Genomic DNA, 9,360 nt, shown 5'->3' on the forward strand with positions numbered 1-9,360 from the left:
AGCTTATGGCGCGGGTTCGATTCCCGTCATCCGCTCTCGAACGAAGCCCTAGGTCAGCGACCCGGGGCTTCTGCTTCTCGGTGAGACTCCTCTCGGCTCCACCTCACTGCGGACGTGAACGGCCCTAGCGGATACGTGCGGGCGCATACTGGTAGCAATGACAAAGCCCAGTGCACCGAAGCGCTTTTTGCCCACCAGCCCCTTCAAAGCCCCGGTCGCGCTGCCTCCCAAGCAGTTCGCCGTAGGCGACCAGGTCACACACGACGTGCACGGCCTCGGCCGGGTCGTCGGCGTCGAGGACGGGATCGCGGTCGTCGTGGATTTCGGCTCGGCGCAAGAGCGGATCCTGAGTCCGTACACCAAGATGAGCAAGCTGTAGGACCCCGTGCCCGGTCACGGCACCCCAGACGCGTTCACGGACCCACAAGGAAGAGGACCCCTCTCATCGACCTGACCTCGCCGTTCTCCGCTCCGGAAGAGGCGTCCCCCTGCGCCGCCGCAACATCGCCGCAGCCCAGCACACATCCCTTCCGGGCGGCCGACTTCGGGGAGATCGACACCTTCCTGTTCGACGAGGACGCGCAAGCGTCAGCCCCTGGCACGAGTGCGGCTCGACGCGAGGCGGGCTAGCTCCCACTCGTGACGACGGCTTCGGGCACCAGACGGCGGAGCGTGGGCAGGCCGCCCCGGATGGCGGCCATGGCCGGCTCGTCGGTGCTGGTGTGGGCGCAGATCGCTTCCAGGCTCTGGCAGCGTGCCCCAGCCGTGCCCTTCAGGGCGGTGATCAGCGGTCGACACAGGCGTCTCGGGACCGGCGAGGAATGCCCTGCCAAGAAGCATTTCCGCAGGTCGGACTAGAGCTGAGCGAGACGGACGTCGGTGATTCCCAGGCTTATGGCGCGGGTTCGATTCCCGTCATCCGCTCTCGAACGAAGCCCCAGGTCAGCGACCCGGGGCTTCGTCGTTCTCCGGAGCGCCGGCTTCGCCGTCCTCGGTGACGAGGTGAGGTCGAAGCGCACCCACGCGCCCTCGAGCAGGATGCGCTCGGCGCACCGTGGACCGCCGAGCGGTGAACGAGCACCTCGCTCCCGTCCTCACGCGCGGTGCCGGGCACCAGCCGGCACGGGCCGGTCCGTTGGCCCAAGGCACGGGCTTTGGCCGCATAGCTTGCCGACGCTAAGGTGAGGCGCCGTACTCGGCGGATCGCTTCCCGGAGGGAAGACCGCTCCCCTGAGGGAGGTGGGGATGGGGCTCATGGACGCGGACCACGCGGGGCTGGTCGTCGCGGCGCAGGCCGGTGATGATCGGGCGCGCGAGGAGCTGATCGCCGCGTACCTGCCGTTGGTCTACAACATCGTCGGGCGAGCGCTGAGCGGACACGCCGACGTCGACGACGTCGTCCAGGAAACCCTGCTGCGCGTGGTGCGCGACCTGCCTGCCCTGCGTGCCCCGGAGAGCTTCCGGTCCTGGCTGGTGTCGATCACGCTCCGCCAGATCAACACCCACTGGCACCGGCAACGCACCTTCGCCGACCGGACCACGGTCATCGACGAGGCACGCCGGATACCGGACGCCGGGGCCGAACCCGAGGACGTCACGATCCTGCGTCTGCGTCTGTCGGACGAGCGCCGGCAGGCCGTCGAAGCCGGACGGTGGCTCGACGAGGACCAACGGGCGCTGCTGTCGCTGTGGTGGCAAGAACGCGCCGGCTCGCTGAGCCGTGACGACATCGCCGCCGCGACGGGACTCACCGTCGCCCACGTCGGAGTACGCCTGCAACGCATGCGCGAGCAGTTGGAACTGAGCCGGGCGATCGTCGCCGCGCTGGAGGCCGACCCGCGCTGTCCGCAGCTGAACGAGACCGTCGCCGGTTGGGACGGTCTCCCCGCATCGGTGTGGCGCAAGCGGATCGCGCGGCACACCCGCGGCTGCCCGGTCTGCATGGCGACGACGACAGAACGGGTTCCGGCCGAACTGCTGCTCCTCAGCCTCGCGCCGCTGGCCGTCCCTGCCGGGCTCGTCGCCACGCTGGCCGCCAAGGGCCTGCTGTCGGGTACGGCCGCGAGCGCCGCCGGGCTGGCCACGGCACACGCCGCCGTCGGCACGGCGACGGCGGGAGGCGGTCTCCACAGCGCGCTGATCGGCAAACTCCACGCGGTGACCGCTCACCAGCTGGTGAGCCTCGCCACCGGCGCGGTGCTCATCGCCGGGACCGCCACCTACGCGACCTGGCCCGAACCGGCGCATCGGGAGCCCGGGGTCATCGCCACTCCTACGGTCGGCAACCCCACGGTCGGCACTCCTACGGTCGGCAACCCCACGGTCGGCACTCCCACGCCGATCCCGTCGCGCACCACCACGTCGGCCGAACCGTCCCCGGTGAGTCCGTCCGCCTCCGCGGGCACTGTTCCGCTGGGCGCGCAGTCGCTGGAGTCCGTGGACCAGCCCGCCCTGTACCTCACGTACGCCGGCGACTTCGCGACGCTCGGCCGGGTCTCCACGTCCAGCAGCGCGGGGACACGCCAGCGGGTCACCTTCACGGTCATCGGGGGGCTGGCCGACACACGGTGCGTCACCTTCCGCGCCGCCGACGGCCGGTATCTGCGCCATCGTGACCTGCGGCTGCGGCTGAGCAGCGACGACGGCAGCGAACTGTTCCGTGAAGACGCCACCTTCTGTCCGCGCCCGGGGGCGGTCGCCGGGTCGGTGACCCTGCACGCGCACAACTATCCGGGATCGGTCATCCGCCACCGCGACGGTGGCGTCTGGCTCGACGGCTCCGACGGCACTCGGGCCTTCGCCGGCCAGGCTTCCTTCATCGTGCGCGGGTCCTGGTCCTGAGAACCGCTCGTTGAGCACGTGATCCAGCTTCGGTCCGTGTTCATCGACGGCTGCCGCCATTCCGGAAACCTTCACTGGTGATCAGGGCGGCGCGCCCTTTCCACCGCGACGACCGGACCGCGGGGCTCGGCATAACGCTTTCCGCCCGCGAGATGCATCACCGGGCAATCGTCCGAACGGCGCGACATTTCCGTTACGGGACCGCGCGTGCGGAGGCCTCCTTTGCATGGGGTGCTCTTCCCGCCGCTCACCACGACGGGCAGGCGTGGCGGGTTCCCCGCTATCCCCCTTTGACGTATCCCCGGAAGAAAGCCCCTCCCATGACGCGACACGCCCCCACGATCACGGCACCCAGGGTGACCCGCGACCCCCGAGGAGAATCATGAAGGGCCTGCACCGGCTCAGCCGGCGTCGCCGGACAGTGGCAATAGGACTGTCGGCCGCGACGGTGGTGGCCGGTGTCGTGACGCTCCTCCCCAGCTCCGCCGGAGCCGCGAACCTGGGGACGCAGGCGGCCCCCTCGGGCAGGTACTTCGGCACCGCTGTGGCCGCCGGCAGGCTCGGCGACTCGGCGTACACCGCCATCGCCGACCGGGAGTTCAACATGATCACCCCGGAGAACGAGATGAAGTGGGACGCCGTCGAGCCGTCCCGCGGCAACTTCACCTTCGGCCCCGCCGACCGGATCGTCGACCGTGCGAAGGCGAACGGCCAGCGCGTGCGCGGCCACACCACGGTCTGGCACTCGCAGCTCCCGGCCTGGGTCGGCTCGATCGGCGACGCGAACACGCTCCGCAGCGTGATGAACCGCCACATCACCACCACGATGACCCACTTCAAGGGCAAGGTCTACGCGTGGGACGTGGTCAACGAGGCGTTCGCCGACGGCCCCGGCGGCCGGCTCCGCAGCTCGGTGTTCCAGAAGGTCCTGGGCAACGGCTTCGTCGAGGAGGCGTTCCGCACCGCCCGTGCGGCCGACTCCTCGGCCAAGCTCTGTTACAACGACTACAACATCGAGAACTGGTCGGACGCCAAGACCCAGGGCGTCTACAGAATGGTCAAGGACTTCAAGTCCCGCGGCGTTCCCATCGACTGCGTCGGGCTCCAGAGCCACTTCGGAGCGGGCGGCCCGCCGGCGGGCTTCAAGACCACCCTGGCCAACTTCGCCGCCCTGGGCGTCGATGTCCAGATCACCGAGCTGGACATCGCCCAGGCATCGCCCACCCACTACGCCGACGCGGTCAGAGCCTGCCTGTCCGTGGCCCGTTGCACCGGCATCACGGTGTGGGGCGTTCGTGACAGCGACTCCTGGCGCACCGGCGAGAACCCGCTGCTGTTCGACAACGACGGCAAGCCCAAGCCCGCGTACGCCGCCGTCATGAAGGCCCTCAACTCCGGCCCGGGTACCACCCCGAGCAAGCCGTCCGACGGACCTGGTACCGGTACCGGTACGGGTGAGATCAAGGGCGTGGCCTCCGGCCGCTGTATCGACATCCCCGCCTCCACCACCGCCAACGGCACCCAGGCGCAGCTGTGGGACTGCAACGGACAGACCAACCAGCGCTGGACCCACACCTCCGGCAAGCAGCTGAAGATCCACGGCGACAAGTGCCTGGACGCCAAGAGCAAGGGCACCGCCAACGGCACCGCGGTGGTCATCTGGGACTGCAACGGCGGCACCAACCAGCAGTGGAACATCAACACCAACGGCACGATCACCGGCGTCCAGTCCGGGCTGTGCCTCGACGCCGTCGGCGCGGCCACCGCCAACGGCACCAAGATCCAGCTGCACGCCTGTGGGGGCGTCGGCAACCAGAAGTGGACCGCCCCGTCCGCCCCGTCCGGGTCGTCCGGGTCGGGCGGCGGCACGTGCGCGCTTCCGTCGACGTACCGGTGGACCTCGACGGGCCCGCTGGCGCAGCCGGCGAACGGGTCGGTCGCGCTGAAGGACTTCACCACCGTGACGTACAACGGCAAGCACCTGGTCTACGCGACCACCTCCACCGGATCGCAGTGGGGCGCGATGACGTTCCGTCCGTTCACGAACTGGTCGGACATGGCGACAGCCACCCAGACCAGTATCAGCGGGTCCGCGGTGGCGCCCAAACTGTTCTACTTCGCGCCCAAGAAGATCTGGGTACTGGTCTCGAACGGGTGGGGTACCGCCTGGCCCTTCAGCTACCGCACGTCCAGTGACCCCACCGACCCCAACGGCTGGTCGGCGCCGCGGGAGCTGTTCACCGGCCGCCTCCCCGTAGGCGCCCCGATCGACCCGACCGTGATCGCCGATGGCCAGAACATGTACCTGTTCTTCGCCGATGACAACGGCAAGATCTACAAGTCGACCATGCCGATCGGGAACTTCCCGGGCAGCTTCGGCTCCTCGTACACGACGGTCATGAGCGACACGAAGGCGAGGCTGTTCGAGGCGCCGGAGGTCTACAAGGTCCAGGGCCAGAACCAGTACCTCATGATCGTCGAGGCGATGGGTGCGCGCGGGCGCTACTTCCGCTCGTTCACGGCCTCCAGCCTGAACGGCCCGTGGGCCGAGCAGGCCGGCAGCGAGTCCAGCCCCTTCGCGGGCAAGGCCAACAGCGGTGCCACCTGGACCAATGACATCAGCCACGGTGACCTGGTCCGCACCAACCCCGACCAGACCATGACCATCGACCCCTGCAACCTGCAGTTCCTCTACCAGGGCAGGAACCCCGCCTCGGACGGCACCGACTACGTGAAGCTGCCGTACCGGCCGGGTGTCCTCACCCTGCAGCGCTGACTGCCCGATCCACGGTCATACGCAAGGAGAAACACCCCCCATGAAGAACCCCACGAACCGTGGGCGCCGCGGGCGTCACCGCCGTCGCTGGACGGCGACCGGACTGCTGCTCGGAGCGCCCGCCCTCGTCGTGCCGTATCTCTTGTTCGTGCAGGACGACTCGCAGGCCGCGACGGTCGACGGCAATGCCTACTACCGGCTGGTTTCCGTACGCAGCGGCAAGGTGCTGGACGTCAACGCCTTCTCCACCGCCGACGGCACCCGCATCCAGCAGTGGACCGACCAGAACACCGCCAACCAGCAGTGGAAGCTGCGACCCACCGGGGACGGCTACTACGAGCTGGTGAACCGCAACAGCGGCAAAGTGCTGGGCATAGCGGGCGGTTCGTCCGCCCAGGCGGCCGCCGCCGAGCAGCAGACCGACAGCGCCTCCACCTCTCAGGAGTGGCGGATCGACGAGGTGAGCGGTTCCGACACCGTCACCTTCACCTCCCGCAGGAGCGGCCAGGTCCTGGACGTCTCCGGAGGCTCCACGGCCGACGGCGCGGTGGTCATCCAGTATCCCGGCCGGGGCAGCACCAACCAGCAGTGGAAGCTGGTGAAGACGGCCGGGTCCCAGGCGACCGGAACCGGACCGTATGTGTGGAACAACGCCCAGGTGGTGGGCGGCGGTTACGTCACCGGGCTGGTGTTCAACCCGCGTGCGAAGGGCCTGCTGTACGCGCGCACCGACATGGGCGGCGCCTACCGCTGGGACGCCGCGGCCGAGCAGTGGATCCCACTGACCGACTGGGTCGGCGAGAAGGACTGGAACCTGCTGGGCATCGATTCGCTGGCCACCGACCCCGTCGACCCCGACCGGCTCTACCTCGGGGCGGGCACCTACACCAACAGCTGGGCGGGCAACGGCGCGATCCTGCGCTCCACCGACCGGGGCCGCACCTTCCAGCGCACCGATCTGCCCTTCAAGCTGGGCGCCAACGAGGACGGCCGCGGGGCGGGCGAACGCCTGGTGATCGACCCCGCGAACAACGGCACCCTGCTCCTCGGCACCCGCAAGAACGGCCTGTGGCGGAGCACCGACCACGGCGCGACATGGAGTCAGGTCTCCTCGTTCCCCGTCAAGGACGGGGCGGGGAGCGGCGCGGGCATCTCCTTCGTGACGTACGGCCCGGCCGGAAGCAAGACGATCTACGTCGGCGTCGCTGACAGGTCCACCTCCCTCTACCGCTCCACCGACGGCGGCAGCACCTGGCAGACCGTCTCCGGGCAGCCTGCGGGCCAACTGCCGCAGCACGGCGTGATCTCCGGTGACGGCTCGCTGTACCTGACGTACACCAACAACCTCGGACCCAACGGCGTGACGGGGGGCTCGGTGTGGAAGTACACACCGGCCGGCGGGGCGTGGAAGAACATCTCCCCGTCCCAGGGCTCTTACGGGTTCTCCGGTCTGGCCGTCGACCCGCAGAAGCCGTCCACGGTGATGGTCACCACCCTCGACCGCTGGTGGCCCGAGGACGAGGTCTACCGCACCACCGACGGCGGCACCACCTGGAAGGCACTGGCCGACAAGTCGGCACGGGACGCCTCCGCCGCTCCGTACATCGGCACCCACACCGGGCACTGGATGACCGCCCTGGCCATCGACCCCTTCGACTCCGGGCACGTGCTGTACGGCACCGGCAACGGCATCTGGCGCAGCAAGGACGCCACCGCCACCGACAGCGGCGGCACCGGCCACTGGACCGTGGGTGCACGCGGACTGGAGGAGACCGCGCTGATGGACGCGATCGCCCCTCCCGGCGGTGCCGCCGTCATCACCGCCATGGGTGACCAAGGCGGTTTCCGCCACGACGACCTGACCAAGGTGCCCGCCGGGCGGCTGAGCAACCCGATGATGACCAACAGCACCGACATCGATTTCGCCCAGTCCAACCCCTCGGTGATGGTCCGTGTCGGCCGTGGCGGCGCGCAGGACGGTGCCTACTCCACCGACGGCGGCATCAGCTGGAACGGCTTCAAGGCGGAGCCGGTGGCCGGCGCCCAGGACGGGCGTGTCGCGCTCGCGGCGGACGGCTCGACCATCGTCTGGACCCAGGGCGGCCAGGTTCCGTACCGCTCGACCGACAAGGGGGCGAACTGGTCGAAGGTCAGCGGCCTGGGCACCGACGCCGTGGTCGTCGCCGACCGCTCCTCGGGCAGGACTTTCTACTCACTGTCCGGCGGCACGCTCCACGTCAGCACCGACGGCGGCGCGACCTTCACCGCCCGCGCCACCGGCCTGCCCGCCGGCCGGCTCACTGCCGTCCCCGGCATCGCCGGGGACCTGTGGATCGCCGGCCATGACAAGGGGCTGCTGCACTCCACCGACGGCGGCCGCACCTTCACCACGCTCAGCACGTCGAAGTCCGCCTCCGCCCTCGGCTTCGGCAAAGCCGCGCCGGGCGCCTCCTACCAGGCCCTGTACCTGATCGGTACCGTCAAGGACGTCACCGGAGTCTTCCGCTCCACCGACAAGGGCGCCACCTGGCTCCGCGTCAACGACGACGCCCACCAGTGGGGCAACATCAGCGGCGGCGTCGTCACCGGCGACCCCGACACCTTCGGGCGCGTCTACATCGGCACCAACGGACGCGGCCTCCAGTACGGCGACCCGTCCTGACCCCGACACCCGGGCGGGGCCGCAGGCACAACGGCCTGCGGCCCCGCCCTGGCTGAGGGAAGACGCCTCCCCGCCCCCTCGACGGGACGCCGTGCCACAACGTGCCGTACGAGACCTCATGCGGCGTCAGATCGGCCGCTGGTTCCCTTGGTCCGGCCGAGTGCCGCCGCGCCCCGGGCGCCCCCGCATGATCACTTGCCGTTGTCCTCGGCGAGGGTGGGGGCGACGAGGGCGTTGGCGCGGCCGAGGCCGTGCTCGAACTCGAGCCAGTCGACCAGCTCCATGTGCTTGGTCGGCGGCGGTCGGTCGGCCGGGGCGCCGGCCAGGCGGGCCGTCACCGCGCCCCCGCCCTCGGCCGGACAGGCCGAGATCCGCATCGTCGCCGCCGCCCCCGAGGCCGCCCGCGCGGTCGCCCAAGTCATCCGCCGCTCCTTCGCCGGGACGGAACAGCGCAGTTACCCCGTTCCCGACGGCGGCACACGGCTCCACCTCACCGTCGACACCGAAACCACCGCGGAACCCGCCCTCTCCTGGCTCACCACCAGCAGCCCGTCCTCACGTGCCGGCGCCACCCACGCCGACGAGGTGTGAGGACCCGCGGCCGTTCCCCACCCCCACGAAGGGACTCGACCATGGCGACACTCCGCGAGCGACAGGGGTACCGCGACCGGGTCCTGACCGCCCCCTACCAAGCCACCGAAGGCAACCGCCTCCTCGGCGTCCCGGGGCGGAAACCGCGCAACGACCTGCCCGTTCCTTCCTGCCCGTCGTATCTGCCCCGACGTGGGGCGGTCCACCCGGTGTGAACGCGCCATGCCCGCCCTGCATCACGGTTCGAGGTCGGTTACCTCATCGCCGAACACTCAAAAATCTATAACGGCCGGAGTAGACATTAGGTGGCAGCGTCGCTATGGTTTCTCTCGTAGCCAGAAGAGACAGAAGGGCCTGGCAGAGAAGAACTGCCGGCAAGCAGTACAGGTAGTTGTAGTTCGCAGGACGGTGCGGCGGTGGAGTCTCGAAGCCAGGGTTGTTGCAGGACGGCGACGGGACTGGCGGCCGGACCGGGTGGCCCGCAGTGATC

7 protein-coding genes are annotated in these 9,360 nt (G+C 69.7%); 6 read left to right on the plus strand and 1 reads right to left on the minus strand.

Translation table 11 applies throughout. The features are described from left to right. Nucleotides 1–157 precede the first annotated feature (157 nt). The 4 genes from AC067A_RS21750 (at nt 158) to AC067A_RS21765 (ending at nt 8,279) form a co-directional block, all read left to right on the plus strand. Complete coding sequence (locus AC067A_RS21750; protein ID WP_479244130.1) at nt 158–379, plus strand: hypothetical protein; 222 nt, start codon at nt 158–160, stop codon at nt 377–379. Nucleotides 380–1,245: 866 nt separating this feature from the next. Beyond that, the gene (locus tag AC067A_RS21755; RefSeq protein WP_479244131.1) at nt 1,246–2,841 is read left to right on the plus strand and encodes a sigma-70 family RNA polymerase sigma factor; all 1,596 of its coding nucleotides are present in this window, start codon (nt 1,246–1,248) and stop codon (nt 2,839–2,841) included. Nucleotides 2,842–3,223: 382 nt separating this feature from the next. Continuing rightward, nucleotides 3,224–5,617, plus strand: a complete 2,394-nt coding sequence (locus AC067A_RS21760; RefSeq protein WP_479244132.1) for a non-reducing end alpha-L-arabinofuranosidase family hydrolase — start codon at nt 3,224–3,226, stop codon at nt 5,615–5,617. 40 nt (nt 5,618–5,657) lie between these two features. Further along, nucleotides 5,658–8,279 (plus strand): RICIN domain-containing protein, encoded by a 2,622-nt coding sequence (locus tag AC067A_RS21765; RefSeq protein ID WP_479244133.1) that lies wholly within the window; start codon nt 5,658–5,660, stop codon nt 8,277–8,279. A gap of 191 nt (nt 8,280–8,470) precedes the next feature. Here AC067A_RS21765 and AC067A_RS21770 read toward each other — a convergent pair whose 3' ends face one another. Continuing rightward, complete coding sequence (locus AC067A_RS21770; protein ID WP_479244134.1) at nt 8,471–8,701, minus strand: hypothetical protein; 231 nt, start codon at nt 8,699–8,701, stop codon at nt 8,471–8,473. On the opposite strand from AC067A_RS21770, the gene AC067A_RS21775 reads away from it, so the two are divergent. Both AC067A_RS21775 and AC067A_RS21780 read left to right on the plus strand, forming a co-directional pair. After that, entirely contained in the window at nt 8,655–8,870 is a 216-nt protein-coding gene (locus tag AC067A_RS21775) for a hypothetical protein (protein WP_479244145.1), read from the plus strand. The two genes, AC067A_RS21770 and AC067A_RS21775, sit on opposite strands and share 47 nt — an antisense overlap. Before the next feature lie 41 nt (nt 8,871–8,911). After that, complete coding sequence (locus tag AC067A_RS21780; protein ID WP_479244135.1) at nt 8,912–9,085, plus strand: hypothetical protein; 174 nt, start codon at nt 8,912–8,914, stop codon at nt 9,083–9,085. The last annotated feature ends 275 nt before the right edge of the window (nt 9,086–9,360 follow it).

This window comes from Streptomyces sp. NPDC043176 (assembly GCF_056436715.1).

What these genes read in the sequence shown, in the direction of transcription:
- AC067A_RS21750 (WP_479244130.1), top strand. Translation starts at nt 158, where the DNA reads ATGACAAAGCCCAGTGCACCGAAGCGCTTTTTGCCCACCAGCCCCTTC.
- AC067A_RS21755 (WP_479244131.1), top strand. Translation starts at nt 1,246, where the DNA reads ATGGGGCTCATGGACGCGGACCACGCGGGGCTGGTCGTCGCGGCGCAG.
- AC067A_RS21760 (WP_479244132.1), top strand. Translation starts at nt 3,224, where the DNA reads ATGAAGGGCCTGCACCGGCTCAGCCGGCGTCGCCGGACAGTGGCAATA.
- AC067A_RS21765 (WP_479244133.1), top strand. Translation starts at nt 5,658, where the DNA reads ATGAAGAACCCCACGAACCGTGGGCGCCGCGGGCGTCACCGCCGTCGC.
- AC067A_RS21770 (WP_479244134.1), bottom strand. Translation starts at nt 8,701, where the DNA reads ATGACTTGGGCGACCGCGCGGGCGGCCTCGGGGGCGGCGGCGACGATG.
- AC067A_RS21780 (WP_479244135.1), top strand. Translation starts at nt 8,912, where the DNA reads ATGGCGACACTCCGCGAGCGACAGGGGTACCGCGACCGGGTCCTGACC.